The sequence below is a fragment of the Enterococcus larvae genome (assembly GCF_017830045.1).
In the GTDB taxonomy this organism is placed as follows: Bacteria; Bacillota; Bacilli; order Lactobacillales; family Enterococcaceae; genus Enterococcus_L; species Enterococcus_L larvae.
Genome location: NZ_JAEDXU010000001.1, coordinates 547,948 through 574,712, shown reverse-complemented (window position 1 = coordinate 574,712; position 26,765 = coordinate 547,948). Strand labels below are relative to the sequence as shown.

Annotated in this window: 26 protein-coding genes; 21 read left to right on the top strand and 5 right to left on the bottom strand. The window is 38.2% G+C overall.

Annotation, left to right across the window (positions count from 1 at the left end):
• Nucleotides 1-6: 6 nt before the first annotated feature.
• From I6N96_RS02760 to I6N96_RS02700, 13 genes are all read left to right on the top strand, one after another.
• Complete coding sequence (locus I6N96_RS02760) at nt 7-1,407, top strand: glycoside hydrolase family 1 protein (protein ID WP_209555965.1); 1,401 nt, start codon at nt 7-9, stop codon at nt 1,405-1,407.
• Nucleotides 1,408-1,885: 478 nt separating this feature from the next.
• On the top strand, nt 1,886-2,845 hold the full coding sequence (locus I6N96_RS02755; protein ID WP_209555964.1) for an ABC transporter permease: 960 nt from the start codon (nt 1,886-1,888) through the stop codon (nt 2,843-2,845).
• 12 nt (nt 2,846-2,857) lie between these two features.
• Entirely contained in the window at nt 2,858-3,781 is a 924-nt protein-coding gene (locus tag I6N96_RS02750) for a carbohydrate ABC transporter permease (protein ID WP_209555963.1), read from the top strand.
• A 241-nt stretch (nt 3,782-4,022) separates the two neighbouring features.
• The gene (locus tag I6N96_RS02745) at nt 4,023-5,489 is read left to right on the top strand and encodes an ABC transporter substrate-binding protein (protein WP_209555962.1); all 1,467 of its coding nucleotides are present in this window, start codon (nt 4,023-4,025) and stop codon (nt 5,487-5,489) included.
• 153 nt (nt 5,490-5,642) lie between these two features.
• Entirely contained in the window at nt 5,643-6,257 is a 615-nt protein-coding gene (locus tag I6N96_RS02740; RefSeq protein ID WP_209555961.1) for a YesL family protein, read from the top strand.
• The gene (locus I6N96_RS02735; RefSeq protein WP_209555960.1) at nt 6,247-7,983 is read left to right on the top strand and encodes a sensor histidine kinase; all 1,737 of its coding nucleotides are present in this window, start codon (nt 6,247-6,249) and stop codon (nt 7,981-7,983) included. Before I6N96_RS02740 ends, I6N96_RS02735 begins: the two co-directional genes overlap by 11 nt.
• Before the next feature lie 14 nt (nt 7,984-7,997).
• Nucleotides 7,998-9,467, top strand: coding sequence for a response regulator transcription factor (locus tag I6N96_RS02730; RefSeq protein ID WP_209556213.1), 1,470 nt, complete (start codon nt 7,998-8,000; stop codon nt 9,465-9,467).
• 277 nt (nt 9,468-9,744) lie between these two features.
• Complete coding sequence (locus tag I6N96_RS02725) at nt 9,745-11,061, top strand: APC family permease (RefSeq protein ID WP_209555959.1); 1,317 nt, start codon at nt 9,745-9,747, stop codon at nt 11,059-11,061.
• Between the two features lies 1 nt (nt 11,062).
• Nucleotides 11,063-12,025, top strand: a complete 963-nt coding sequence (locus I6N96_RS02720; protein ID WP_209555958.1) for a D-2-hydroxyacid dehydrogenase — start codon at nt 11,063-11,065, stop codon at nt 12,023-12,025.
• 361 nt (nt 12,026-12,386) lie between these two features.
• Nucleotides 12,387-12,686: a hypothetical protein gene (locus tag I6N96_RS02715; protein ID WP_209555957.1), complete on the top strand. Its 300-nt coding sequence runs from the start codon at nt 12,387-12,389 to the stop codon at nt 12,684-12,686.
• A 48-nt stretch (nt 12,687-12,734) separates the two neighbouring features.
• On the top strand, nt 12,735-13,355 hold the full coding sequence (locus I6N96_RS02710; RefSeq protein ID WP_209555956.1) for a Crp/Fnr family transcriptional regulator: 621 nt from the start codon (nt 12,735-12,737) through the stop codon (nt 13,353-13,355).
• A gap of 140 nt (nt 13,356-13,495) precedes the next feature.
• On the top strand, nt 13,496-14,422 hold the full coding sequence (locus tag I6N96_RS02705) for a hypothetical protein (RefSeq protein ID WP_209555955.1): 927 nt from the start codon (nt 13,496-13,498) through the stop codon (nt 14,420-14,422).
• Nucleotides 14,423-14,435: 13 nt separating this feature from the next.
• Entirely contained in the window at nt 14,436-14,942 is a 507-nt protein-coding gene (locus I6N96_RS02700) for a GNAT family N-acetyltransferase (protein ID WP_209555954.1), read from the top strand.
• A gap of 160 nt (nt 14,943-15,102) precedes the next feature.
• Here the strand turns inward: I6N96_RS02700 and I6N96_RS19845 are convergent, their stop codons facing one another.
• Together I6N96_RS19845 and I6N96_RS02695 are read right to left on the bottom strand one after the other, a co-directional pair.
• Entirely contained in the window at nt 15,103-15,225 is a 123-nt protein-coding gene (locus I6N96_RS19845) for a hypothetical protein (protein ID WP_283811154.1), read from the bottom strand.
• A 153-nt stretch (nt 15,226-15,378) separates the two neighbouring features.
• Nucleotides 15,379-16,137: a TraX family protein gene (locus I6N96_RS02695; protein WP_209555953.1), complete on the bottom strand. Its 759-nt coding sequence runs from the start codon at nt 16,135-16,137 to the stop codon at nt 15,379-15,381.
• A 286-nt stretch (nt 16,138-16,423) separates the two neighbouring features.
• Between I6N96_RS02695 and I6N96_RS02690 the strand changes: the two genes are divergently transcribed.
• A complete protein-coding gene (locus tag I6N96_RS02690; protein WP_209555952.1) occupies nt 16,424-17,281 on the top strand; it encodes an HAD-IIB family hydrolase in 858 nt (285 codons plus the stop codon).
• 188 nt (nt 17,282-17,469) lie between these two features.
• Here I6N96_RS02690 and I6N96_RS02685 read toward each other — a convergent pair whose 3' ends face one another.
• A complete protein-coding gene (locus tag I6N96_RS02685) occupies nt 17,470-18,243 on the bottom strand; it encodes a MerR family transcriptional regulator (RefSeq protein ID WP_347339055.1) in 774 nt (257 codons plus the stop codon).
• 178 nt (nt 18,244-18,421) lie between these two features.
• Between I6N96_RS02685 and I6N96_RS02680 the strand changes: the two genes are divergently transcribed.
• The 5 genes from I6N96_RS02680 (at nt 18,422) to I6N96_RS02660 (ending at nt 22,833) form a co-directional block, all read left to right on the top strand.
• Nucleotides 18,422-20,443, top strand: coding sequence for a HelD family protein (locus tag I6N96_RS02680; protein ID WP_209555951.1), 2,022 nt, complete (start codon nt 18,422-18,424; stop codon nt 20,441-20,443).
• Nucleotides 20,444-20,627: 184 nt separating this feature from the next.
• Nucleotides 20,628-21,146: a hypothetical protein gene (locus I6N96_RS02675; RefSeq protein ID WP_209555950.1), complete on the top strand. Its 519-nt coding sequence runs from the start codon at nt 20,628-20,630 to the stop codon at nt 21,144-21,146.
• A gap of 78 nt (nt 21,147-21,224) precedes the next feature.
• Nucleotides 21,225-21,869 carry a hypothetical protein gene (locus I6N96_RS02670; protein ID WP_209555949.1) on the top strand — a complete coding sequence of 215 codons (645 nt, stop codon included), beginning with the start codon at nt 21,225-21,227 and terminating at the stop codon, nt 21,867-21,869.
• A gap of 108 nt (nt 21,870-21,977) precedes the next feature.
• On the top strand, nt 21,978-22,430 hold the full coding sequence (locus tag I6N96_RS02665) for a hypothetical protein (RefSeq protein WP_209555948.1): 453 nt from the start codon (nt 21,978-21,980) through the stop codon (nt 22,428-22,430).
• Between the two features lie 28 nt (nt 22,431-22,458).
• Nucleotides 22,459-22,833: a RidA family protein gene (locus I6N96_RS02660; RefSeq protein WP_209555947.1), complete on the top strand. Its 375-nt coding sequence runs from the start codon at nt 22,459-22,461 to the stop codon at nt 22,831-22,833.
• A gap of 78 nt (nt 22,834-22,911) precedes the next feature.
• On the opposite strand, the gene I6N96_RS02655 is transcribed toward I6N96_RS02660, so the two are convergent.
• Both I6N96_RS02655 and I6N96_RS02650 read right to left on the bottom strand, forming a co-directional pair.
• Complete coding sequence (locus I6N96_RS02655) at nt 22,912-23,415, bottom strand: ClbS/DfsB family four-helix bundle protein (protein ID WP_209555946.1); 504 nt, start codon at nt 23,413-23,415, stop codon at nt 22,912-22,914.
• A gap of 33 nt (nt 23,416-23,448) precedes the next feature.
• Nucleotides 23,449-24,210, bottom strand: a complete 762-nt coding sequence (locus tag I6N96_RS02650) for a MerR family transcriptional regulator (RefSeq protein WP_209555945.1) — start codon at nt 24,208-24,210, stop codon at nt 23,449-23,451.
• A gap of 160 nt (nt 24,211-24,370) precedes the next feature.
• Between I6N96_RS02650 and I6N96_RS02645 the strand changes: the two genes are divergently transcribed.
• Nucleotides 24,371-24,724, top strand: coding sequence for a DUF1827 family protein (locus I6N96_RS02645; RefSeq protein ID WP_209555944.1), 354 nt, complete (start codon nt 24,371-24,373; stop codon nt 24,722-24,724).
• 274 nt (nt 24,725-24,998) lie between these two features.
• Nucleotides 24,999-26,639 (top strand): glycosyltransferase family protein, encoded by a 1,641-nt coding sequence (locus tag I6N96_RS02640; protein WP_209555943.1) that lies wholly within the window; start codon nt 24,999-25,001, stop codon nt 26,637-26,639.
• Nucleotides 26,640-26,765 lie beyond the last annotated feature (126 nt).

Genomic DNA, 26,765 nt, shown 5'->3' with positions numbered 1-26,765 from the left:
AGCACAATGACAACTTATCAATTTCCTCAAGGCTTCTGGTGGGGATCTGCGGCCAGTGGACTTCAGACAGAAGGAACAATTCCAGGAGACGGCAAAGGAAAAAATATTTGGGATCACTGGTATGAGATTGCACCTGAAAAATTTTTTAATGGGGTTGGTCCTGAAAAAACCTCTCAGCTCTACACGAAATACAAAGAGGATGTTCAACTGATGAAGGAAACCGGACACAACAGCTTCCGGACCTCTATTCAGTGGAGCCGCTTGTTTCCAGAAGGGACAGGTGAAATAAATCAACAGGCTGTTGATTTCTATAATGAGTATATCAATGAATTGATTGCAAATGGAATTGAGCCATTCATCAATCTGTATCATTTTGACATGCCGATGCCTTTACAAGAGAAGGGCGGATGGCTGGATCGTGGGACTGTTGAAGCATACGTTCATTATGCAAAAACCTGCTTCCAACTATTTGGGGATCGAGTAAAGCACTGGTTTACCCATAATGAGCCTATCGTTCCTGTAGAAATGGGTTACCTATACCAGCAGCATTATCCGGCAGAAATCAATCTGGAGCATGCAGTTCAGGTTGGTTTTCACGAAGCACTGTCGAATGCATTGGCTGTGAAAGCGTATCGTGAAATGGGGCTTGATGGAGAAATCGGCATCATTTTGAATCTGACACCGAGCTATCCAAGGGATGAGAATGATCCAAAGGATGTGAAGGCCTCAGTGATTGCGGATGCATTTTTCAATCGTTCATTTCTTGACCCGGCAGTAAAAGGAGAGTTTCCAAAGGAATTGATAGAGATTTGCAAGGAACTGGAAATTTTACCTGACTATCAGGAAGAAGACCTGAAAACCATCAAAGCAAATACCGTTGATGTTCTTGGGGTAAATTATTATCAACCTCGTCGTGTAAAAGCAAAGGAAACACCAATCGATCATAGCAATGGACCACTGCCGGAAGATTATTTTGATTATTATGACTGGCCTGAAAAGCGGATCAATCCGTACCGCGGCTGGGAAATTTATGAAAAGGGTATTTATGATATTCTAATCAATTTGCGAGACAACTATGGAAATATTCGCTGCTATATTTCAGAGAATGGCATGGGTGTCGAGGATGAGCAGCGCTTCTTGAATGCAGAGGGGATGATTGAAGATGACTACCGTATCGAGTTTGTCACCGAGCATCTGAAGTATGTACATCAGGCTATTCAAGAAGGCGCAAACTGTTTAGGCTATCATATGTGGACCTGTATGGATAACTGGTCATGGCTGAATGCATATAAAAATCGTTACGGATTCATCTCTGTTGATTTGGCAGAGGATGGCAAACGCACAATCAAAAAGTCAGGTCACTGGTTTAAAACTGTGTCAGAAGCAAATGGATTCACGGTGGAGTAATTGCTGAACGAAAAGACTCATATCATGAAAACAAGCCTTTTTAAAGCTGGAAGCAGTGTGAGACCTGTAGATATGTAAGTATTCTATTTTTTAGAAATAAGTCGAGATATATGGAAGTTAAGTGAGATTTCCAGTATATTTCGACTTTTTTACTTGTTCCCAATCCTAAAATTGTAGATAATATTTGAATGGGAAAAGCAGCAGCAATCAAAATAGAAATCAACAAAAGATGCGTATCTTCTTTTAAGTGCCATTTAAAGTGATTGCCTGTAAAAAAATACTTATTTATCTGATTGATATATCAACATCTTTAATTTGTTTCGAAAGACCTATAGTTTGTTTCTTATGTCTACTCATTGAAAGCGTTATCCTTTATATAGATCTTGTTGAGTCCTGCTGCTTATGAACGGGGTCCTTTGCTTCTGGTTAATTAAAGGAAAGAATAGCAGCTCTTGTTTATTTAGCAAGATTTATATAGATGAAAGGAGCGAAAGAAATGAAGAAAAGAAAAAAAGGGTTCTGGCAGAAGGTCTGGCAATTTAAAGCACTTATTTTGATGGCATTACCGGGATTTATCTGGTTTATATTCTTCTTCTACATACCAGTGCTGGCAAATGTAGTAGCGTTTAAAGATTTTCATATTTCGCCGGACGGATTTCTGGCAAGTCTTAAAAACAGCCCTTGGGTAGGCTTTGAGAACTTCAAGTTCTTATTTGCCTCCAGTGATGCTTGGCTGATCACAAGAAATACATTGCTGTATAATATTGTCTTTTTGGCATTCAACCTGTTTTTTGCAATCGCATTCGCCATTATCATGAGTGAATTACGAAACAAAAAAGCAGTCAAGGTCTACCATACGATGTCATTACTGCCGTATTTTCTCTCTTGGGTAGTTATCTCGTATTTCGTTTATGCTTTCTTGAGTCCTGATAAAGGGATCTTGAACCAGTGGATAACGAATGGTGGAGGGGAAGCAATCAATTGGTATGCTGATCCAAAATGGTGGCCGTTGATTTTCGTCGTGCTGAATGTCTGGAAGAGTCTTGGTTACAATAGTATTATCTATTATGCTTCAGTCATGGGGATCGATCCTACATACTACGAAGCAGCTATGGTGGATGGTGCCAGCAAGTGGCAGCAAATCAAGAATGTAACGATTCCACAGCTGATTCCAATGATGACAGTTCTTTTGATCATGAATATCGGCGGAATCTTCCGAGCAGACTTTGGTTTGTTCTTCCAAGTACCGAAGAATTCCGGTGCACTCTATCAGGTAACTTCAGTATTGGATACGTATATTTATAATGGGTTGACCGCTACGGGAGACTTGGGAATGACTGCAGCGGCTGGTTTGTATCAGTCAGTAGTTGGTGCCTGTCTGCTGTTGGCAGCGAACTTTGTTGTTCGTAAGCTTGAACCGGATTCAGCATTATTTTAGGGGGGCTTTGACATGAATAAGAAAAAAGTAAAAAAAGTTGAAGTCCGTTCGTTTAATCCGACGGTCAACTTGATTTTTAATGTGGTGATTGCACTTTTTGCCATCTCTTGTATTCTGCCGTTTTTCTTCGTGATTGTGATCTCTTTGACCAGTGAAACATCATTGGCAGAACAGGGGTACCGATTCTGGCCGGGGGAATTCTCTACTGCAGCATATACCTATTTGTTCAGTGGGCAAATGAGCAGCAAAATTTTTCAGGCGTTTGGCGTCACAGTTTTTGTCACAGTTTTCGGGACACTGCTCAACGCAACGATGACATCACTTTATGCGTACGCTATCTCACGATCTAATTTTCCATTTCGTCGTTTCTTTACGCTAGTGGCTTTGATCACGATGCTGTTTTCACCGGGGATGGTTGCCAACTATTTGGTTATGACCAACCTGCTGCAGCTGAAGGATACGATATGGGCATTGATTCTTCCATTAGCCTTGGGGCCTTTCAATATACTTGTGATGCGGACCTTCTTTAAAAAGACTGTTCCGGATAGTATCATTGAATCTGCTCGAATCGATGGAGCAAGCGAGATGCGGATATTTATGTCGATCGTTTTACCGTTAGCTGTGCCTGGGATTGCGACAATCAGCCTTTTTGCGGCATTAGGGTACTGGAATGACTGGTTCAATGCATTACTATATATTCAAAAAGATTCTTTGATTCCATTACAGGCATTGCTTATGCGTATCCAGAACAATTTGGATTATCTGGCAAAAAGTACAGGTATGGCAGCTCAGGTTCAAGGTGGATTGGCAGCTTTGCCTAGTGAATCTGCTCGTATGGCAATCGTTGTAGTTTCGACACTTCCGATCGCAGTGACTTATCCGTTCTTCCAAAGATATTTTGTAGGCGGACTAACTATTGGTGGAGTCAAAGAATAAACATATAGGGACTGTTCCATTTTCTACTCGTGGAAAGACTCCCGCACTGCTTGTATAAGAACCTTTTATGGAATGATATGGAAACGATAATTTTATGGATCAACAGGAGCATAGGATTTATATCTGTATGTATCTTGTTAGAGATTCATTACACGAAAAGTGATCTTTGCACGATGTATATAGCAAAGGAATTAGCAGTAATTGTCATTTATTTAATAGGATTAATATAGGAGGAATACAAATGAAAACGTGGAAAAAAGCAGCAGTATTAACAAGTGCAGCAGCATTGACTATTGGCCTTACAGCTTGTGGGTCGAATGACAGTGGTTCTGGGAGCTCTGACTCAGATGGTGTGACAACTTTATTGATGTATCAGGTAGGGGATAAGCCTGAGAACTACGATGAGTTGATGGAAATCGCTAATAAACAAATTGAAGAAAAAATCAATGTGAAGATCGATCTGCAGTACATCAGCTGGGGCGATTGGAATCAGAAAATGAGTACGATCATTGCTTCCGGTGAAAATTATGACTTATCCTTTGCCTCTGATTATGTGGCGAATGCACAAAAAGGCGCCTATGCTGATTTGACAGAGCTTGCACCGGAATATGCTAAGGAAGCTTATGAACAATTGGATGAAGCGTATATCAAAGGAAATACAATTGATGGAAAGCTCTATGCGTTTCCTGTCAATGGGAATATCTATGCGCAACAGATGCTGACCTTCAATAAGCAGTATCTGGATAAATACGATATCGATATCAGCTCAATCAACTCTTATGCTGATGCAGAAAAGGCACTGACAACTTTCCATGAAAATGAACCGAATATCCCAGCTTTTGCAATTGGTCAGACATTTGAAATGTCCGGAGATTTTGACTATGTCATTGGGAAAGAATACCCATTTGCAGTGAAGCTGGATGGTGATACAACAAAAATCGTCAATCAATATGCAGACAAGGATCAAATGGAGAAATTCAAATTGATGCACAAATGGTATAATGCTGGTTTGATCCCAACAGATGCAGCGACGAATACAACCGGCTTCCCGTTGGAAGGCAACACTTGGTTTATGCGTGAAGAAACACAGGGACCAATGGATTACGGCGATACAATTCTAACAAATGCTGCCGGTCAAGAACTGGTTTCACGTCCGATTACAACACCGCTGAAATCAACTGCACAGGCACAAATGGCAAACTTTGTTATTTCCAACGTCTCTAAAAATAAAGAAAAATCAATGGAATTCTTAGGTCTTTTGAATAGTGATCCTGAGCTTCTAAATGGTCTGGTTTATGGCGTTGAAGGAGAAGCATGGGAGAAACTTGAAGACGAAGACAACAAAATCAAGCTGTTGGATGGTTACAAACCAAACAATCACATGGCTGCTTGGAACACAGGAAATAACTTGATTCTTTATACACAGGATACAATCACAGATGAAATGATCCAGGAACGTGATGAAAACATTGCGGACTCTGAAGCATCTCCAATCTTAGGTTTTAATTTCAAGACCGATAGTGTGAAAACAGAGATCACAAACATTGCGAACGTGATGAATCGTTACAAATCCAGCCTGGCAACAGGAACGATCGATCCGGAGGAAAACATTCCTAAGTTGTTGGCTGATTTAAAAACAGCTGGCTGGGATAAGGTCGGTGACGAAATGCAGAAACAATTTGATGAATTTCGTGAAGCAAGTGAATAATTTAAACTAAAGGGAGCAAGTGGCTTCTTCTAGAGGTCGGGACAATATCAACACTGAATTGTCCCAGCCTCTTTCTACATAATCTGAAAATGTTGTCAAACAATTTCGTATCGCTATAATAAACATAGTAACAAAATAAGAGGAGGAAAAAAGATGATCAGTTCAGGATTGGATAAGGGCTTTTCAATGATATGGGCAATTGTAAAGCTTAATTTAATGTTTGTAGGATTGACACTTTTAGGAGGTGTGCTTTTTGGGATTGGTCCCGCTTTTCAAACTATTAGTGACTTGATTCAAGAAAATGAGTTGAACTACCGAGAATCAACTTGGCGACTTGCGTTTGAGCGCTGGAAAGTTAATTTCATCAAAGGCAACATTCATTTTTATCTGTTTTTAGCATTACTGGCACTTATTAGCTATAATTTTTATCTTTCAACAGGTATACAGGGGCTTCTTTGGCTGATTATTGATTTTGTTTTGATTTTTGTCGGTCTGCTGTTGTTCGTCTATTATCTTTATATGGTGATCAATGAATCAAATTATGAGTTGAGTCTGGTAAATCTACTGAAGCTTTCGTTCGTCAGTATTTTCCTGAATTTCGGTGTATTTTTAAAAATCATTATTGGTTTGGTAGGGATCGTGCTGTTTACCCTCAGCATGAAAGGTCTGCTTTTATTTGGCAGCTTCAGTTTGATGGTACTCTGGGCGTCTTTTGCCAGCCGAAAAAATCGTGAGCTGATTGACGGAAAGCTAACCTATGAAGGCTAAACTATCGGCTTTTTTTAAAAGAGATTTTTTGATCAATCAATTGATGCAGCTGTATAGCATTTTGCTCGTTCTAGTGTCTGTTTTTATTATGGTTACACTAAGTATTTATACCGGCATTGAACGATTTCACAGTAGTTGGCAGATGGTGGAAAACACAGGGGTTCAACTGGACAATTACACACAAGAAAAAAGCAGTTTGATGACAGATATATTGGGAGAGTTTACCAATTCTGATCGGCAGTTTGAGACATTAAGGAATTATTTGAATTTAAGTCCAGCTGAATATTTCGATTATACAAATGAGGTGTATCGGACAACTGGGGAAAATATTTTTGTTCCTACGACGTTATCGCGTTTATTCAATGCTCATGGGGAAATCACAGAAATTGCAATTCGTTTGGAAGAAAGCAATCATTATTTAAAAGCAACAAAGGCACGCCCACAAGGAGTAGAGGTTCAAGGGAGTAGTGTGAGTATGGATGAAAGTCTGTACTTGATTCGCTCTATTTATAGTCCCGGTAATCTGACACAGGTTGTGGGTCAGTTATTTGTAGCCTTTGATGATTCGATGGTACTGGGAACACAAGGAAATGATAACCTTCAAAAAGGGATCAACAGCTTTATCTATTCTAGTAATGGTCAACGACTGTACAGTAACAGTTCGCGGATGACTGAAAAAGAGCTGACAGTGTTAGATGAACAAATGCAGCAGGGTAGACAGGTTCCTCTCGGTTCTTTGGAAAAGGATTATTATGTCAAGGAAATCGAAAGTCGTGAGGATCGAACGATTTTAGTATTGCTAAGTAAACAGGTGATTTGGAAGGAAATTCTTTCTTTTGCAGGGATGATTTTCTTTTTTGGGTTTCTGATTATTGCGATGCTGTTGCTGGTATTGCATAGAACCTTCAAGCGTTACTCTTCTCAAGTACGAAATATCGTGAAGGCAACGAAAAGGGTCAGTCAGGGGAATTTCAAGGAGCAGATCGATACAACAAATGTCCAGCAAGAGTTGAAGGAAATTGCTGAATCCATCAATCAGATGACTGTCAGCATCAATGACTACATCGAGGACATTTACACCTTGGAAATCAAACAGCGGGATGCCCACATGCGTGCGCTGCAGTCTCAGATCAACCCACACTTTCTTTATAATACGTTGGAGTATATTCGAATGTATGCGCTCAGTCGTCAGCAGGAAGAGCTGGCAGATGTCGTATACGCTTTTTCTGCTTTATTGCGAAATAATACGACTCAGGAAAAAACGACGACATTACAGCAAGAACTGGATTTTTGTGAAAAATATGTGTACTTGTATCAAATGCGCTATCCCGATAAAATTGCTTATATCGTGACGATCGAAGAAAGCTTGAAGGAATTGGTTATTCCTAAGTTTGCGATACAGCCTCTTGTGGAAAACTATTTTGTTCATGGCATCGACTATGGACGGAATGATAATGCAATCAGTATCAAGGCGTATCGAACAGCAGGGAAAATCTATATTCAGGTATCAGATAATGGTAAAGGAATTGATGGAAAGCAGCTGAGCGCAATCCAAGGAAAACTGGCAGATCGTGAAGTAGAGCTTCAAAACTCAATTGGCTTGAAAAATGTTCATGAACGGTTGAGGGGATTCTATGGCGAGGCGTATCAGATACAGCTTGAATCTACACTATGGCAAGGGTTCAAGGTAACTATTGTACTGGCTGAGGAGGTGCTGCTAAAGTGACAAAGTACAAAACGATGTTTGTAGATGATGAGTATATGATCTTGGAAGGACTCAAGATGATTGTCAATTGGGCAGAGCTGGGATTTGAGGTGGTCCACACTGCCAAGAGTGCAACCGAAGCATTGGCTTATCTTGAAAATCATGAAATCGATCTGCTGATAACCGATATCAATATGCCGGAAATGAGTGGGATTGAACTAGTCAAATTGGCACAGCAGCAAACGAAGGACTTTTTTACGATCATTCTGTCTGGTTATCAGGAATTTGAGTTTGTGAAAAAGGGAATGCAGCTGGGGGTTAAAAATTATTTAGTGAAGCCGGTCAATAAGGAAGAGTTGAAAAAGAGTGTACTGGAAATTCACACTGAGCTGGAAAAATGGCAGCAGCAAAAAGAGCAGAAAGAGTTTTATAGGGAAACAGGATTGATCCTCTGGTTGAATGATGAATTGAATGATGGTGAATTTGAAGGATTATTGAAACAATTTTCATCAAGTACATTGCCGCCTTATACCCCTCTATTATTTAGTGGAGAAAAAGAATTATTAGAGGCAGTGGCAGAGTATTTCTTGAATCGGGGCCAGCAAATGGCTGTTTACGGCAGGTTTAGTGAGAATCAGCTGATTCTTATTTATAGTGGGAATCGTCAACAGCTATTGCTGTTGGTTCGAGAGCTTGAGCATCATTTTTCTGGAGAGCACTGGCAGATGATTGTAGGCGAAACGATTGAGGAATGGGAAAGTCTATATAAAAGCTATGAAAAAATCAAACAGGTTCAGTCTTTACAAGCCTTTTATCCAGATCTTTTGCCTCATGAAAGAATTTTAAAGGTAGACACAGTCAATAAAGAAGGAGAACTGCCATTTCTTTCGTTTAATAAAGCATTGATGATCGGTGATATTAAAACGATTCGCCAAGAATTGGATAAAATATTCGATCAGCTTTTGGCAGCACAGGCGGACCCGGAACAGGTGAAGTACATTTCCTTCTTACTGTTTACCGATATTTATCGTCAGTCTTCAGCGTTGTCCTCAGAAGATTATGAAACGATAATTGCGGATATCAGAAAGGGCAATACGATCGTTGAATTACGTCGTTTATTTGATCGGATTTTGGAGAAAACTAAAGAGCAGACCAATCAAAAGCGCTATTCTGAAACTGTTCAGCATGCTATCGATATCATCAATAATGACTACACAGAAGAAATCTCTCTGAAATCAGCAGCTGAATCCTTGCATTTAAGTGTGGTCTATCTAGGCCAGTTATTCAAAAAAGAGACGGAGCTGAGCTTCAATCAATATCTGAATCTTGTTCGAATAAAGAAAGCTCAACATTTATTACTCCATACACAGCAAACGATCAATGAAATTTCAGAGGTAATTGGGTACAATAATACGAATTATTTCTCAAAAATGTTTAAGAAGCTTAACGGAATTACACCAAAGGAATTTCGAGATACTTATAGAGAAGAATATGATTCCTTATAATAAGAATGAGTAAGTAGAGGCTGAGACAGAAGTGTTTAGCTACAAGCAATAAGCCGGAATTCACGAAAATTGTTTCACAAATTTTTGTTGAATTCCGGCTTATTGTCGTAGGAGCTACTTCTGACTCGCCGTTTATTCGGATTTAGGGTATGGAAAAGAGTGGCAACAGATTATTGTCCCACTCTCTATTTGCTTAGGATCAACTTCAAATCATACGTAGAAATTCCTACGATTATCCAGTATACTTTATAGTATTATGAAAATGGAGTGTGACTAAGTGAAAAACCAATTAAGAAAAGAAATATCTTTTTTCGGTGCTCTTTCAACAGTGATGGGAACTGTTATAGGCGCCGGCGTATTCTTTAAAGCAGCGGCTGTGGTAGCTCATACCCAGTCAGCGGGTCTAACTGTACTTGTCTGGCTGCTGGCGGGATTTTTAACGATTTGCGGAGGCTTGACCGTTGCAGAACTTGCAACAGCTATTCCTGAAACAGGAGGACCAATTCGCTATATAGAAAGAATTTACGGCAAGCTGCCTTCCTTTCTATTAGGCTGGGCACAGAGTATCATTTATTTTCCAGCCAATATTGCTGCGCTGAGCATTATTTTTGCTACGCAATTGATTAATTTATTCCATTTATCAGACAGCAATTTGTTTCTATTATCTGTATTGACTGCAGTAAGTATTACAGGTATTAATCTACTTGGAACAAAGGCAGCGACGACAGTTCAGTCCTTCACGCTGTCCATCAAGCTGATTCCAATTGCCCTGATTATCATTGTTGGACTGCTGACTCCGGGAAAAGTCGCAGTTTCCTTTGTGAACTTCTCATCCGGCCAAGGTGGTTCCTTGGCAGCGGGCGTAAGTGCTGCATTGTTAGCTACGCTTTTTGCTTATGACGGCTGGTTGGGTGTTGGAAATATTGCCGGTGAAATGAAACGGCCTGAAAAGGATTTGCCTAGAGCCATTATTTTTGGTTTGAGCTTTGTGACGATTGTTTATGTATTGATTAACTTTGTCGTATTGAAGACCTTGCCAATCGACTCTATTGCAGGAAATCTGAATAGTGCTTCTGAAGCTGCGATGGCAATCTTTGGCGATTTTGGCGGGAAGCTTGTAACGATTGGTATTCTGATTTCAGTATATGGTGCATTGAATGGTTATACCATGACCGGCTTGCGTGTTCCTTATGCAATGGCACTGGAAAATGAACTGCCATTTAGCAAAGCATTTACTCGAATGACCAAGCGAACGAATGCTCCTTATGTGGCAGCGTATGTTCAGTTGGGGATTGCTTGTGTCATGATGTTCTTTGGCACCTTTGATTTATTGACTGATATGTTAGTGTTTGTTATGTGGTTTTTCAGTTTGCTGCTTTTCTTTGGCGTGATTCTTTTACGAAAACGAGCCCCTGAACTGGAACGCCCGTACAAGGTTCCGTTGTATCCAATCATTCCACTGATTGCGATGTTTGGAGGCGGTTTTATTCTGATCATGACAATGGTGACTGCGCCGCTTTTGGCACTGGTGGGTATCGGTATCACTTGCATTGGAATCCCAGTGTTTTATTATCAAAATAGAAAGAGTGAATGACATGAAAATCGTTGTATTGGATGGCTATGCACTAAATCCTGGAGATATTAGCTGGCAAGAGTTGAGCAGTATGGGCGATACAACAATTTATGAACGTACCTCCTATACCGATACGCATGAAATCATTGAGCGAATTGGAAATGCGCAAGCAGTTTTTACTAATAAAACACCACTCACTGAAGAGATATTGGAGGCCTGTCCAGCTATCAAGTACATTGGTGTTCTGGCAACTGGATATAATGTTGTCGATATTGAGGCTGCTGGGAAAAGAAATATCCCGGTAACGAATATACCGAGCTATGGCACAGATGCTGTCGCACAATTTACATTTGCGTTGCTCTTGGAGATTGCCAGTCAGGTCGGTCTTCATGATCAGTCTGTCCATAACGGTGATTGGCAGAATAGTAAGGATTTCACTTATTGGAAGTCCCCGTTGATGGAACTGGCAGGAAAAACGATTGGTTTAGTTGGCTACGGCGCTATCGCTCATGCAGTTGCTGAGATTGCCCATGCTTTTCAGATGAAGGTTATTTATTATAATCATCGCTCCAAAGAGCCGCAGGCAGAATGGATCGCTCAAGTATCATTGGACAGGCTTTATCAGCAGGCAGATATCATTAGTCTGCATATTCCGCAAATGCCGGAGACAGAAAAGATGATCGATCAAGCAGCTATTGAAAAGATGAAGGATCATGTCATTCTAATCAATACTTCTCGTGGCGGGCTATTAGATGAAAAAGCTGTTGCAAATGCATTGAATAGTGGAAAGATAGCTGCTTTGGGAGCAGATGTTGTTTCAAAGGAACCTATTGAAGGAGACAATCCATTATTACAGGCAAAGAACTGCTATTTAACTCCCCACATTGCTTGGGCGCCAACTGAGACCAGAAAGCGGCTGATGGAAATCGCTGTGAACAATTTCCAAAGCTTTTTAGATGGAGCGGTAGAAAATACGGTAAATTGATTGGTAGTTATATAGGGAAGATAGGGCTCATCACTAGGATGAGCATGATTCTGCTGAAAGCTATTCGCAACTGTTTTTTTGAATGAAAAACATACTAAAAATCTGATTATCCCCTAGAATACAGTGCCTACCCGCATATACACAGGACTAACAAAGCCATTTTACTACTACCGAATGAGCCTTGATACATTGATAAGTCCTAATAATGCAAAGATATGGTATAAACACATCAGTATTGTATCAAATAAGACTAAATATTTCATAGAACATGGAACACGAAAAAAGGTGTTCCTTTTCTATTTGCAGACGTTCTTAATTGAGCGTCTTTTTTCATGCCGAAATTAGTATGAAAGGAAACATTATGAAAACAAAATCAAAAAACATATTAAGAAAACTAACGACCTATATCATGGTCTTAGTCACTATTTGCGGAACATTTTTGTCTAGTTCAACGCCTGTATCAGCTAGTGAACTGATCTTGAACGAACAGACAGGATATAGCTGCCCACATCTTGGCTACGCCATTACTCACAACAACATCGGCAAGAAAGTATTCTGTGTAGAATCCGGCAGCTTCACTACAACAGGTGCTGGCTGCATTCCAGAATCGTATATATCGCCTAAGAAAATATATTGTTACTATTCTTACCTAACGAATTAATTGAAAGATGATATAATTTAATCAAAGATTTGGTAAGGAGGGATGAATATGCATTTAATTGATTTTATGAATGAAGATATTAAAAAGAAGCTTGTTAAAAAAACGTATAAAAAGAAAGAAACTATTCTTTTTGCTGAGCAAGAAAATGAATATGTAATTCTTATGATTGACGGTATTGCAGAAGCATTCATCTTAAATGTGAAAGGAAACATCTCAACTATTCATCTTTATAGAAGTGGTAGTTTTTTTGGAGAAATGGAACAATTTAATGATGGGAAAAAGCCCGTTGAAATTGTTGCTTTCACAGATTGTAATGTATATAAATTTCATAGAGATGATTTTTTAAACTGGTTAAGGGGAGATTTTGAAGCTACAGAATTTCTGATTCGAGAAATATCTAGTAAATTAGTTGTAAATGCTGAATTAATTGAAGAATTATCATCTTTAAGTGTTAAAGAACGACTTCTGAGGTGTATATCCTTACACTATTATAGAAGTGAGTTAAATCTGCTGACCAAAAAACAGCTTGCTAGCGAAGTAAACGCTCCAATTAGAAGCATTAATCGTGCTATAAATGAATGTGTACAAGAACATCTAATTGCTTATGAAAACAAAAGATTTAGTGTAATTAATCAGCGAGAGGTGTTAAAGAATCTTCCTACAACATAAGTATAATTTCAAATAAACCAAAAATGAAAAAACATCGAATAGTAAATATTCAATGTTTTTTCATTTTTGGTCAAACGACCTAGATTAGTTATTGTAACCATTCTATAATTATTTTGAAAGTAACAGTATGGAGGATAACTATGAGTGATATTTTAAGTAGAATTACAAATAAAATTGGGGATAAGAATATAGTTGATAAGTTATCAGCTCTATCAAAATCAGATTTGAACTCACTTCTATTAGAAGTGTTTGATAGACAAGCAAAGACTTTAACTGCAACGGATATTCTAAAGTCATACCAACTAAATAGATTTACTATCCCTAGCGGTATAGATCCAGAAGAAATTCATACTTTGGAATCAAAATTATTGAGAAAAGCAATCCATATGGATATCAAGACGATTATGCTTTCTCCCTCTGCTCCATTAGGTAGCTGCAGCGTTTTTGGCTCTGTAGATCAATACAACGTAGTAAGTGCTCTACGAGGGACAGAAATACTTGCAGACCCCTCAAATATGTTGGCAATAATTATTGCTGATAAATTAAAAAGAAAAGAAGAAAATAATACCATACCTATCCACATGGCTACCACTGCTAGGGCAATAAGAGCACAAAATTTTGTAGGTAAAGGTTCATATTCACATTTTGGCTTATATTGTATGGTTTCATCTGGTATAGATACAGGGTCTTACACTTGTGAAAAAATGTTGTTAGAAAAGCACTTAAACTATTATAAAGATCTATTAAGTGAAATAGAAAATGTTCGTTTCTCTATTATTCTACGCAAAAGAAATGGATACAAAGATAATGACGGATTTTTCGACAGAATGGTTGAAACTATCAAACTTATTTTTCCTAATATAGAGTTATCAATTCATAATGATGATGTTGATAATAATTATTATAAAGGTATCAATTTCAAATTATCGGTCCAACAAGGAAATGAAACCGTTGAAATGGTTGACGGTGGATTTGTTGACTGGACTTATCAAATGCTTGGAAATAAAAAAGAACGCTGTTTGATAAGTGGTATTGGCTTAGAAAGATTTCTTGTAGCTGTTTCATAAAAGGAGAAGAAAAATGGAACTTATAGAGTGGAATTATGCTTATATTACCGATTTAGTTGAGTTTGCGAATGATAAAGAAATTGCAAAGAATCTTCGTGACAACTTCCCTCACCCTTATACGGAGCAAAACGCTAGAGATTTTATTAGTTTTTGTTTGGAAACTCCAGATGTTAAACAACTTAGCTATGCTATTTTTTATCAAGAAAGGGCTATTGGAAGTATCAGCCTAACATTTGAAGAAGATACCTCTATTAATAAAAATGCTGAATTAGGTTACTGGATTGGTAGGAACTATTGGGGCAAAGGGATAGCAACAAATGCAGTAAAAGAAATGTGCAAAATTGCCTTTGAAAAATACAACCTTAACAAAATTCATGCTAATGTATATTCCTGCAATAGAGGGTCAAGTAAAGTATTGGAAAAATGTGGTTTTAAGATTGAAGAATACTGTCACAATTCCATAATAAAGAATAGAAACATGATTGATTGCCATGTATATAGTTTAACTCGACCGCAATAGCATTTATTAGGATTAACCTACTTTTTGTAGGACATTACTGATCGTAGAGAGTTCCTTAAAGTTATTTTCGAGGAACAGCTAAGACTTGAATCAAATTTTCCTGAGGGAATAAATGCACTGTGTTATTTTTTTCTGTCAGTACAAGAAAATTACCATTCATTTAAACAGGTTCATTGATTTTTACCTGAGCAATAAGTTCCCCTTCGCTCAGTTTGTAGGTGATCATTACATACTTATATTCCTTGTTGTTGAAATAGTCATTGATAGCTTCAGCGATAGTCATTGTCAAATCTCCTTTTCCAGTCTTTATTTTTGCATGGGCTTTTGAACTTCTCATTTATTCATGGAAACGCTTATTAAAGTATAGTATACCAGAGTTTCATATCAAAAACAGTGAAGGCCCAACTCATTTGAGTGTTTCCTTCACTGTTTCTATTTAAGGGATTGCAGAAAAAATGGAGCGAATATATGGGAGAAGCAGTTGTTGCTGAATGAATAAAAGCAATAGAAGGTGGAGAGGGTAGAACCAGTAAAACAAGTATTTCCACTGACGTCCTCTTTTACCATTGTAAAAATAGATAAAGATGAATGAAAACATGCCGGAGATACTGTTTTGCAAAATCACGGCACAGCCAGCCAAGCATCTAACAAGCGGATATTCTCTCAGTATATAAAGAACAGAGATCAGCAATATTCCAATCCAGCCGCCGTAATCTGTCTGAAGAAACTCTGCAATGAAAATTCCCACTCCAATAATTCCCAGTGAAATCAGTAGATTCCGAGGCGTGCGTTCTTCGAACTTCTTAAGCCCGATAAGAACAACTAAACCAATCAGCAATGTGAAGAAAACATTTTGCCTTTCTATAGAAAAATATGAAAGCTGGAAAGTCATGTCATAGGGAATCTCTGAAATCAAAGCAAAAATCAACAGCCTTAAAAAATATTTTTTGACGTTGGATGTGTGAATGAAGCCCTCTACAAGTAAAAAACAAAATAAAGGAAACGACAGCCTCCCAAGAACTAGGAAGACATCAAATACTTTGATTAGATAGGTATAAAAGTCTGCCATCCCCGGCGTGAAGGAATCAATCATATTCTGAGGTACGTAAAGCAGCTTGGCAGAGTGATCCATAAACATAGTGATAATAGCAATCCATTTTAATGTACTGCCGGAAAAAAAACCTTTCTTTTCCATAAACGAACTCCTTTTAATTAGTAGAAGGACAGATTAACCTTTTATCTGCCCTGTTCAATTGACATTTGATGAGTATGCTAGTGTTTTTTAGTACGAAGGATAGATTTAAGCTTTCAAAGATTTAAAAGCATTTTTTATCATACCTCAAAGACATAAAGCGGATATTCTTTCATACTTTCGCATATTGCTATTTTACCATAGTTTGTTTTTGATACTTGAAGAAAAAGAAATCTCATAATGAAATATGTTATACTTGGGAGAATCGAAAGAGAGGGAGTAAGAGGGAATGAATGTAGTTTTTTGTGATATTGATGGAACATTTCAGGATATCGGCGGTGATATTCCTGTAGTTAATTTTGATGCAATAGAAGCGCTGCAGCAACAAGGAGACCACTTTGTATTTATCAGTGGTCGCGGCTATGATCAGCTTCATGAAATTCTGGATATGCTGAAGGGGGACTGTGATGTGATCTTCAGTAATGGTGCAGGATATCGCCTAATGGGAGAAGATCCTGTCTACAGGGCGTGGCTGTCTTTTGAAAAGTGCCGAGAAGCGGCAGCGTTTCTTGATCAGCGTGAGATTTTTTACTTTATCCATACAGATGAGGGAATCATCATGAAGCCTTATGACTTATATACGAAGCATTTTTCTGATTTAAGAGAAAAAATGGCATCGATGGGAGAAATAGGGGATAAAATAATGAATTTAAAAGAGAAGTTTTTTGCTGAGGAATGTCTCCATGTTGCTGATCCGATTGCTTATTTACAGGATCATCCTGAGCTGAAAGCTTTGAAAATTGAAATAATGGAAGCCAGTGATGAGGAGCTTGATTATTTAAGGACAGCTCTTAATGATGAAGATACTTATGTGTTTTCTTCTTATTTCCAATGCTTGGAGATCGTCAATCCAATTAGTAGTAAAGGACATGCGGTCAATCACTTCATGGCAAAATTTCCTGGTGGGAAAAGCTATGGTATTGGCGATGGCGAAAATGATTTGGCTATGCTTGAAGCAGTTGATGTAGCTGTGGCTGTGGAGAATGCAAAAGACAACGTCAAGGAACAAGCGGATATTATTGCTGCTCATTGCCTGGATGGCGGTGTTGGGAAGTTTATCTTTGAACATCTGATAACCCCTGTTTGAAATGATGATGGTAAATGATTAAGAGAAAAATACTGTGTATGTAGAATGCCTCAATGTCGAAGAAAATACTTTGGCGCATGGGATGTATTCTCTACACAGTATTTTTTGTTGGCTTTTAATACAGCTAATCATATCTTTGATGAGCTTATCATAAAGGAACAGGAAAAACAGAAAATGGTTTTACCTAGTTAGTTTGAAGGCGAGACATAGTCAGTATATTTTTCTTCAAGAATAGCGATATCCTTTTTTATTTTTCGGGCATTTTTCTTCGCTTGTTTTAATGAGCTGAGCAGACTATCGCAAACGCTAATGATATCTGTAGAAGTATCTGGAGTATCGAGTACGATCTCTATATCAGAGGCATATCTATTGTCCAGTGCATTCAATAGGCGCAAAATCGATTCAAGAGAATACTTCGCTGAACGCAGTGTGCGGATAATTTTCAGTCTTTTTAGATCATCTTCTGTATAAATGCGGTAACGATTTTTCATTCGTTTTACAGACAGAAGGCCGTTCAACTCCCAGTTTCTTAACGTATCTGAAGTAATTCCCAGATATTCAGCAGCTTCCTTTCGTGTAAGCTGTACCTGCTGCTCTTCTTTTTCTCCAGCTAAAATACGTTCAACAATAGCGATTGCTTCAGTTGCCTGAGTAACTTCCTTATCAGCCAGCATGAGATATTCATCAACCATTGATTGAGCATCTTCGAAGGAGTAGGTAGCTAGAGCTTTGATGGTATCGATCATCTTTCTTCTTAAGCCGGATTGCAGGACCTCGATTTGAAAGGCCACACGTGCAGTTTTAATGAGATCGATATGGTAATCTGTAAATCGTCGATAGCCGTTTTCCCCGCGTTCAGGCACAGGGATCAATCCCCATTCTTCATAGCGTCGTATAGTATTCGGGTGCAGACTCACGATTTTTGCGACCTCCGCTGTTTTATATGTTTTTATATGCGTCACTCCTATGTATCCCAATAGTTAGTATTGAAGGTAGTCATGCGAATCATTTATGTTGCCAAGTTGGTTTTGTACCATCATTTTATCAGATTCAATTAGTGAAGGCGATTTTAAACCCTCCACTATAACACCAGTGTTTGGAGAACTGCTAAAATTGGTGTGACAGAAGGAGGGTGTTGTTATGGAGAAAACAAAAGAACGACAATATCTGAGTAACGTGATCACAGCAATTGAAGAGCGTATTGGAGACATGGAGCATACGATCGATTCAAATGAGCAAAGCTACAGGGAAATTCAGAAATATACCGTTGACTACAAAAACGAGCTGGATAAATATGAGGTATACAACTTCCATCAAAATATGAACTACATTGATAAGAGAAACGTACTAGAATCAGGTGTTTTACGAAAACTGAATTATCAGAAAGAAGTTCCATATTTCGCTAAAATCGGCTTTCGATTTGAAGGAGAAGACGATCAAGAGGAGTTCTATATTGGACGATTCGGCTTTGCGGATAAGTACAGCGAACAGCTGGTCTATGACTGGCGGGCACCAATTTCGTCCCTCTATTATGATTTTAATCTGGGACCGGCTGCCTATGAATCCTTTGGGAAAACCTTTCCCGGAAGTATCAGTCTGAAAAGACAATACGAGATAGAAAATCAAACATTGAAATGGATGATGGATACGGAAGAATCTCTAAATGATGACTTTCTTTTGAAGGAGTTGGGAAAGAATACTTCTAATGAAATGAAAACAATCATTCACACCATCCAAAGAGAACAAAATGAGGTCATACGAGATTTACAGACAAAAAATCTGATCATTCAGGGGGTTGCCGGTTCGGGAAAAACGTCTATAGCACTTCATCGCATCGCCTACCTTCTCTATCGTCAAAGAGAATCATTGAAGTCAGAGCATGTGCTGATCCTTTCGCCAAATCGAATCTTTGCGGATTATATTTCCACTGTCCTTCCGGAGTTGGGAGAAGAGGATCTGCAGCAGGTGGACATCACGACTTTAGGGCAGCGATTTATTGATGAAAAGCTTCAAGTTTCCAGTCGACAGGACGAAATAACCGAGATACTGGAAAATTCTGCTTCTGATAAAAGTGAAAATTATAGGTACAAACGATCTGGAAGATTTTTTGAACAAGCAAAAAATTATTTGAACAAGTTGAAAGAGCGGTTGTATTTTGAGGATCTTCAGCTGTCTGAAAATCTGACCATTGATAAGGTATCCATTCAATCAGTTGTAAGACAGAGTCGAGAAACGGCATTGTTACCACTGATAAAACAGATTGCTGTTATTTTGGGAAACACCATTGAGAATCGACAGCCTTCAAAACAAGAAGCGATGGCTAAAACAATCGAGCAGCAATTGAAAAAACGTATAAGAATCAAGAACAGCTTGCAGGAGTATAACGATTTTCTTAAGAAGCTGCCGTCTGTTTATCATAGCTCTGGTAAAAAGGACGATTTAGCAAACTGCGATTTATTTCCCTACCTGTTCTTTATGCTTGAAATTGAAGGAATCAAGCCGGCGATGACAATCAAGCATTTGGTGATTGATGAAATGCAGGATTATTCGTTACTGCAGCTTTACGTTTTGAACCAACTGTTTCCTAATGAAAAAACGATTTGTGGTGATGTGAATCAGAACTTGACTGAAGAGAATCATCAATTTTTAGATGAGCTCAACCAACTGTTGCCAAAAAGCAGAATCGCCGAATTTCAAGTAAGCTACCGCTCGAGCTTTGAAATCATTGAATTTGCCAAAGCATTTACGACGAATCAACAATTAACAGCTGTAGAGCGTCATGGCAAGCCGGTAACTGTTGAAAGAGCTGACGATAACCGTGAGAAGCTGATGAAAATCAGAAACGCAGCTGCTGCGTTTCTTGAAGGTCCACACAAAACTTGTGGGATCATCTGCCAAAACTGGGAGGAAGTGGCGGCCCTCGAAATGGAACTGACCGATTATCCTGTAACTAAATTTGGGAAGAATACCAACAAAATGGCCGAAGGAATCATTCTTACAACTGTGCAATTTGCTAAAGGCCTTGAGTTCGATGAAGTGATCCTGCCGGATATTACACAGGAGCAGCTGAAGGAAAAGAGTAATTCAATCTACACCAGCTGTTCCAGAGCACTCCATGAGTTGATTGTTTTAGTTGCGGAGACTGGCAAGGGCAATAAGTAATTGGTTGTGAAAAGAGCAAACTGAGAAAAATCAGTTTGCTCTTTTGAATTTATGGGTTTACTCATACCTGTTTGTTCAGGATTATTAGAGGTATCTTTTTTTAGGGAACAACTAGTCCGTGTGAAGCTGAGCATAAACATAGTTGTATTATAGCTAAGTTTTTCATTTCCATATTAACTAATTGGTGCATATCGTACCCAAAGAAATCAGTGCAATCTTATCTAAAAAAAGAGTTGAAGAGGTTGTATTTTTTTATCATAATTTCTTTTATAATTATGAGTATATAGATTTTGAAGAAAGGCGCTCAACTGACATAGTCGAAGTTTTTGCTGCGTATGACTGGATTGAATTGTTGAGTGAAAAAAATAAGAATGAATTTGGCATAACTGGTATGCTGAATGTGTCAGCTTATCAAAAAGGATGTTCCAGTATTTTAAAAATGAAGAAGAGGTGTGTCATAATTAATTTTACGAAAAATGTATTTAAGGTAGGGATAGTAGCTTTTTCAATAAATGTCGTTATAGCTGTTATTTTTTTGTTGCTAACAATGATCATAAAAACAGCCAACGTTGTCCATTTTTGTTTTAATGTATTCTTGTTTGGGCTTGCTGTTTTGCCTGTTACTTTTGGTTTCATGAGTTTAGCCTTGATTGCCTATGGTATAGCAAGATTTTTGAAACAAACGAAAAAAATGGAGTCCTAATCAAATTCTGAAAATGAATAATAGCAAATAAAGAAAAAAATTAAGCTGGATGAGACAAAAGAAAGGAAGGCAGAAGAGATGGCTATGACAAGGGAAGAACAAAAAGAGATTAGAGAGCTGAAAAAATTGATTCCAATTGAATTGCGGAGACAGAGAAAGGAATTTGACTTACAGTTTGCTCATGGTTATTTATATCGATTTGAAGGTGATTTCCTTTACTATGCCATTCTAAGTATTCCGACAAATCGTATAGGAGATTTGAGCATATCTATCTTTGTTAAACCATGGGTTTTAAATGAGCTTTATTGGGCGGTTCAGGAAATGGACCTCGAAGAAATGCGCGCCCAACCGAAAAGTTTTCACGTAAGAGGAGCTTTTACAATGAATGATATCTTCTATCAAGGTAAGTCTATTCCTTATGATAAAGATAATTTTGAGTATTCTGTTCATGAAGCTCTGGTTCTTTTTGATGAAAACATTGTAGAACATAAGAAGTATCTAAAGGACATTCATATACTTACAGAAGAGATGAAAGCTTACAATGTTTCCAACCTCACAAAAGCATTGGTCCTATGCTATGAAGAAAAGTATAAAGAGGCGTTAGATATACTAGAACAAGAGGGGACGATATCAGATCTTTATACTCACTCTGATGCGACAGGTACCACAGCAAAAGACTATCTTAGACAATACCTTAAACAAAAGATAGCTGATAATCAATAGCGATTACAAGTATGGTAATTATTAGAGTAACTATTTATCAAAAGAGTAAATAGCTGACAGATATATCGTTCTGAAAGCCACGAGTAATTATTCTAGGAAGGAAACGGAATGGAAAATAACGAGAGTACAATAGAAGAACTGAGTGTACTTTTATGGGAACTAGTTTCTGATAAAGTTGAAGAGGTAGAGGAAATAAGAAAAATGTTAAAGAATATTGGTTATGTAGAGGATCTGGAGGATATCCTTTCATCAATGAATCACTCAGAAATAGTTGATTCAGATTTTTTCAATATTCTTGAAAAGAATATTAAAGATTCAGAAGCCGTAGTAAAATTTGAAATGCCTTATATTCTGAATACATACAATAACGATGAAGCAAGTTTAAGAGTTACAGGTTTTGTAGAAGGTGAATGTATTCTTCTCACACACAAAATACCTGATCTAGAAATGTTGAAATTTTCAGAAATGAACAGACAGGAGTTACTTGAATACAAACCGTTTGTAGTATTTGAAAATATGGATTATTTGAACTGCGAATGTGATGATTTACGAGCTGTTTGAGTCAAAAACGAAGAAAGTGGTGGATGAAGTGAGTGAGATTATTAGAGAAGATATTAATGAGGAATGGGCGCATACTGGTGTCGTAAAGGCTGGAGACTTTATCTTCACCAGCTATTGTGTTGGTAATATTGGTGAGTCGATAGAGAAGCAGATAAACGGTGCTTTTGATGTGTTAGATGAGCGATTGGCTATGTTTGGACTAACCGTTGACTCTGTAGTAAAAATTGACGCTCTTTTTAGGGATATTTGGGATATTCCCACAATGGAAAAAGTTCTAAAAGAGCGATTTAAAAGCGGGAACTATCCAGTCAGAAAGTCGATTCAAACGGAGTTTGCTCATAAAGGCGGAGAAAATGGGTTGCTTTTTCAATTAGATGCGATTGCATATGCAGGAGATAAATAGAAAACGGGCGTGCGAGGTCAGATAAATCTAAATGAGTACAGCCCCTCAAAAGTCTAGCTTTTGAGGGGCTGTTCAATGTTACAAGCTTTTCTTATGTTGACGGAGTTTTTTCAATGCCCAGTCATAGTGGCTAGAGGTGGAAGAAATGAAATAGGCGCCTAGGGAAGTTGTATTCGTCCACTTATAGTATTTCTTTGTAAATAATTCTTCATCTGTATGCTGTTCAATCAGCTGGATCATTCGATCAGCACTTTTCTGAAGCAATTCCTTTGCATCAGCGAGTGGTGTGTCTTGATAGCTTTCCCAAATTTTCAGATTCAGTTCAGGTGTTGTTTTGAAGGTGTAGCCTGGTGCCGGAATTGCCGGTTTCTCGCCCGCCATACCATCCGTATACCAACTCTCCATCATGTTGTGCCACTCATGTAAGTGAATCAGTACATCTCTGACATTCTTATCACGATCTTCAAAACTGAATACTTGTTCTTGTTCTGCCGGACTCATGGAATCAATCAGATCCATTAACTTCTGATAGTTCTCATCACTTTGCGTCAGTAAGCTTTCTTTCGTTGTCGGTCTTGCCATGATAAAACTCCTTTCAGCACTATGATAGGTTACTTAAACTGCGTATTTTTTGATTGCTTGGCAAAGCAGCTCTGTACTGTGTTCTCCGCCGCGCTCGTTATAGTAAGCAGCAAAGCGTTCGTCTGCCAGATACATGTCAGCCAATCCTCGATGGGCATCTGGTGAATAGCTTGACCATGTATAGCTCAGCCATTCTTTATGCTTTTCATAAACCGTTTTGGCGGCAGCTGAATCAAGATCGTTTGTTTCAGTCAACTCTTTCAAGGATGTGAACAGTTCGTCCTCGATCAGAGTCATTGCGTTGAAGTCTTCTTCACTTATATTGTCCCATTTTTTATTTGCTGCTTCAATGGTTTCAGTTCCATATTTTTCACGGATTTCAGTCCCATATTTTTCTTCGTTTTCTGCTAGTTTTTCTTTTTTGAATGCATCAAATTTTTCTTTATCAGTCATCATTCTCTCTCCTTTGTGATAGCTCAATGTTTTTTCAACGGTCAGAAGAAGCTGGTCGATTTGTTTTCTTTTTTTGATCAGTTCATGATAGTGCTGCTGCAGCGCAGCTTCGAAGTCGAAATCCTCTTGTTCCAGTATTCCTTTGATCGTATCCAGTTTCATATCCAGTGAACGATAGAACAGAATTTGCTGCAAACGGTCAACTTCTTTTTGTCCGTAGATACGATAGCCAGATGAATTTACCCGCGCAGGCTTTAATAACTCAATTTCATCGTAATAGCGTAATGTTCGTGTGCTGATTCCAGATAGCTGAGCCAGTTTTTTGATCGTGTATTCCATCATTTCCCCTCCTGACATCTATATCATAAACCCTAACGTTACGTAAAGGTCAAGCCAATTTGTAAAAAAAACTAAGAATAGGGAATTTTTTTGTAAAAATAGAAGGAAAAGGAGTAGAATAAAATTACAACAAAGAAGTATATTGATAAAGGGGATGCAATGTATGAAACTAGTAGAGACTCCGCTTCGCAGCAATTTGGACTTAGGAACACAGTATCCAAACGTAACAGGCTATCTTTCCAGTAAAAAACCAATTAAATATTATAAGATTTATTCTTTGGATCGGACACAGGTTATTTATGCGGATGTGTTTGATAAGATCAATATCGTTTTGATCAATAGCAAGAAGAAAATCTCTAAGCAGGAAATCGACTACGTGATCAAACGCTTGTTGGATACGACAAGAGAAGAGGTAACGATTCATCTGGATATGAAAGAAAAAATGGAAAAGAAGGGGTTTACTCCATCGAAGCCAGTGAAAGACCTTATCCTAATACAGAAGGAAGTAACGGAATAGATAAATAAAAAGGTCGAGCAAGAGAAGTTTTTCTTCTTCTGCTGGAACCTTTTTTATTATCAAATCAGTTGAAAAGTGAAACGTATACACTTGAACTCGACATATTGACATCTGAGCGTGAATAAAATAGGATTGATTTGTTAAAGGAATTAAATGAAATAGAACCAAATTAGAGATTTCAAGGTAGAGAGGACATTTTCAGGAATGCTAAGGAGAGTGCTGGAAATGAGACTGTCGATTTAATTTAGGCGTTTGGTAGAAATTGGGGGAAAATATGAAGTGGGTTATACGTAAATTTGATTACAGAGTTATTATCGTATTGGTTATTTTTAGTTTGTTAACGATCTTTCCATATTTTCTAAATGGGTTTATTTATCATCAAGATGACATTTTTTTTCATAGAACACGTTTGGAAAGCTACTATGAAGCTGTGAAGCATCTGGATTTTTTCCCAAGAGTTTTTTCCAATATGGGAAATAATTACGGTTATGCAGCAGATTTATTTTATCCGTCGATACTGACATTGCCATTTGCATTGTTTCGACTGGCAGGTATTGAGTTTGTTCAAGCCTTCTTTCTTTATCAGTTTTTGGTAAGTTTGGTTACTGCTGTGATTGCTTACAAAGTGATGAAGGTGATAACGAACTCGATGTATCAAGGTCTGTTTTTCTCGATTCTATATACAACAGCAACCTATCGATTGATCGACCAATCAATTAGAGGGGCTCTTGGCGAGACATTGGCGTTTTGTTTTTTACCTCTAGTCCTTTATGCTGTTTACACTATTATTTATAAGGAGAAGGATAGCTGGATGATGCTGGCAATAGGCATGAGCCTTTTGTTGGCTAGTCACTTGATCACGGCATTTTATACGGCACTTTTTATTGCAGTTTTCTTGATTCTGCGTTTTAACTTGATAGATAGAAGGAAAATAGTCAGCTTTGTCAAAGCAGGCTTTTCAAGCGTACTTTTATCGACATGGTTTCTTTTGCCCTATATTGAGCAGACGACAAAAATAGCCTTTAATTTCACGAAAGCCAAACTTTGGCTGATTGGCTTAGACTTCACACTGACTGATTTGCTGGGAAACAGCTTATCTAATGTTGGTAAGACCTCAGAATCATTAAAGCCGAACTTTGGTATCTTTATTCTTTGTATAGTGATTTATGCCATTTTCAACTATAAAAAGCTGAAGCCTTCCACCAGAGAGTTAACGCTCACAACTATCATTTTGATTATTGTGTCCACTAATCTGTTCTTCTGGGCTTCATTTCAAGATACGATCTTTTCTGTGATTCAGTTTGAATGGCGCCTATTGATATTTGTGACACTGTTTGGAAGTATATTGGCTACATGGCTATTGTTTCAGCAAATCAAAAAACCGGAAAAAGTAATATTTCAGTTTGCTGCATTTTTGATTTTTGTGCTGACTTACGGCTTCAATGTTCATGCGATGGAGATTTCGACTAGTAAAAACAGTTATGCTGTAACGAATGAAAATTATCTGGATTTTGAGCAGAGCGAGATTGGGCATGGGCGGGAGTATCTGGTTAAGGATACAGATACTTCTGTTTACTACATGAATCCGGTTCCTAAAATCGATGGGAATGTGTACCTGAGCAATGCGACACAGGAACACACATATAAATCAAGTAAATATACGATTCAGCTGTTAAATGATGCAGTCGTTCAGTTGCCGAAGTTTTTCTATGTGGGTTATACAATTTCTGTTGACGGAGCTGTTTCTTCCTATTATGAGAAGGATGGATTTCTGACTTTGGATGTTCCGGCGGGCAGCCATGAAATCAAAGCGACCTATTCGGGAACGCTGCTTCAGCATGTGTCTGTTTGGATATCCGCTATGACAGCATTGGGAATGCTTGGGCTATTGATTAGGCGTTTAGTTGTTCAATAATATAAAATAAAAAAGAGGCTGAGACAGAAGTGTTTAGCTACAAGCAATAAGCCGGAATTCACGAAAATTGTTTCACAAATTTTTGTTGAACTCCGGCTTATTGTCGTAGGAGCTACTTCTGACTCG

Excerpts from the sequence above, each read along its gene's own strand:
- I6N96_RS02760 (WP_209555965.1), top strand. The coding sequence starts at position 7 with ATGACAACTTATCAATTTCCTCAAGGCTTCTGGTGGGGATCTGCGGCC.
- I6N96_RS02755 (WP_209555964.1), top strand. The coding sequence starts at position 1,886 with ATGAAAGGAGCGAAAGAAATGAAGAAAAGAAAAAAAGGGTTCTGGCAG.
- I6N96_RS02750 (WP_209555963.1), top strand. The coding sequence starts at position 2,858 with ATGAATAAGAAAAAAGTAAAAAAAGTTGAAGTCCGTTCGTTTAATCCG.
- I6N96_RS02745 (WP_209555962.1), top strand. The coding sequence starts at position 4,023 with ATGAAAACGTGGAAAAAAGCAGCAGTATTAACAAGTGCAGCAGCATTG.
- I6N96_RS02740 (WP_209555961.1), top strand. The coding sequence starts at position 5,643 with ATGATCAGTTCAGGATTGGATAAGGGCTTTTCAATGATATGGGCAATT.
- I6N96_RS02735 (WP_209555960.1), top strand. The coding sequence starts at position 6,247 with ATGAAGGCTAAACTATCGGCTTTTTTTAAAAGAGATTTTTTGATCAAT.
- I6N96_RS02730 (WP_209556213.1), top strand. The coding sequence starts at position 7,998 with ATGTTTGTAGATGATGAGTATATGATCTTGGAAGGACTCAAGATGATT.
- I6N96_RS02720 (WP_209555958.1), top strand. The coding sequence starts at position 11,063 with ATGAAAATCGTTGTATTGGATGGCTATGCACTAAATCCTGGAGATATT.
- I6N96_RS02715 (WP_209555957.1), top strand. The coding sequence starts at position 12,387 with ATGAAAACAAAATCAAAAAACATATTAAGAAAACTAACGACCTATATC.
- I6N96_RS02710 (WP_209555956.1), top strand. The coding sequence starts at position 12,735 with ATGCATTTAATTGATTTTATGAATGAAGATATTAAAAAGAAGCTTGTT.
- I6N96_RS02705 (WP_209555955.1), top strand. The coding sequence starts at position 13,496 with ATGAGTGATATTTTAAGTAGAATTACAAATAAAATTGGGGATAAGAAT.
- I6N96_RS02700 (WP_209555954.1), top strand. The coding sequence starts at position 14,436 with ATGGAACTTATAGAGTGGAATTATGCTTATATTACCGATTTAGTTGAG.
- I6N96_RS19845 (WP_283811154.1), bottom strand. The coding sequence starts at position 15,225 with ATGACTATCGCTGAAGCTATCAATGACTATTTCAACAACAAGGAATAT.
- I6N96_RS02695 (WP_209555953.1), bottom strand. The coding sequence starts at position 16,137 with ATGGAAAAGAAAGGTTTTTTTTCCGGCAGTACATTAAAATGGATTGCT.
- I6N96_RS02690 (WP_209555952.1), top strand. The coding sequence starts at position 16,424 with ATGAATGTAGTTTTTTGTGATATTGATGGAACATTTCAGGATATCGGC.
- I6N96_RS02680 (WP_209555951.1), top strand. The coding sequence starts at position 18,422 with ATGGAGAAAACAAAAGAACGACAATATCTGAGTAACGTGATCACAGCA.
- I6N96_RS02670 (WP_209555949.1), top strand. The coding sequence starts at position 21,225 with ATGGCTATGACAAGGGAAGAACAAAAAGAGATTAGAGAGCTGAAAAAA.
- I6N96_RS02665 (WP_209555948.1), top strand. The coding sequence starts at position 21,978 with ATGGAAAATAACGAGAGTACAATAGAAGAACTGAGTGTACTTTTATGG.
- I6N96_RS02655 (WP_209555946.1), bottom strand. The coding sequence starts at position 23,415 with ATGGCAAGACCGACAACGAAAGAAAGCTTACTGACGCAAAGTGATGAG.
- I6N96_RS02650 (WP_209555945.1), bottom strand. The coding sequence starts at position 24,210 with ATGATGGAATACACGATCAAAAAACTGGCTCAGCTATCTGGAATCAGC.
- I6N96_RS02645 (WP_209555944.1), top strand. The coding sequence starts at position 24,371 with ATGAAACTAGTAGAGACTCCGCTTCGCAGCAATTTGGACTTAGGAACA.
- I6N96_RS02640 (WP_209555943.1), top strand. The coding sequence starts at position 24,999 with ATGAAGTGGGTTATACGTAAATTTGATTACAGAGTTATTATCGTATTG.